Source organism: Acinetobacter sp. I-MWF (assembly GCF_025433935.1).
GTDB lineage: Bacteria > Pseudomonadota > Gammaproteobacteria > Pseudomonadales > Moraxellaceae > Acinetobacter > Acinetobacter guillouiae.
This window is the reverse complement of sequence record NZ_JAMBAR010000024.1, coordinates 1-397: the sequence shown is the minus strand read 5'-3', so window position 1 is coordinate 397 and position 397 is coordinate 1. Positions and strand designations below refer to the sequence as shown.

At 62.5% G+C, this 397-nt stretch carries 1 protein-coding gene; it reads left to right on the top strand.

From position 1 onward, the window contains the following. Positions 1-397 (top strand): hypothetical protein (locus tag M2R48_RS21190; RefSeq protein WP_262087597.1); only part of this gene is annotated, 397 nt, incomplete at both ends.

Below are 397 nucleotides of genomic sequence, written 5' to 3'. Positions count from 1 at the left end.
CGTTGCCCGGTGGCATTTATGAAGTGGAAGTGCGCCTGGTCGAGGACGGCCAGGTCACTGCCACCACCCAGGAGTTGGTGTACAAGCCCAACAACTGGCGCAACCATGACGAGCGCTGGCGCTACAACGTGTTCGCCGGCCGCGAAAGCACCTTGTTCAACAACTGGGAGCAACGCGACAAAGGCGATATGACCGCCGGCGCTTCGCTCAATTACCTGCTGCACCCGCGTGTGATCGTCGGCTTGTCCGGGCGCCAGGTGCAGGAGCGCATGCAATACGGCGCTTCCATCGACTGGACATTGGCGACCCAGGCGAGCCTGTACGCCAACGTCTACCAGACCCAGGACCACGGCACCGGCATGGACGTGCAAGGCCTCTACAGTTATGGCGCCGGCAG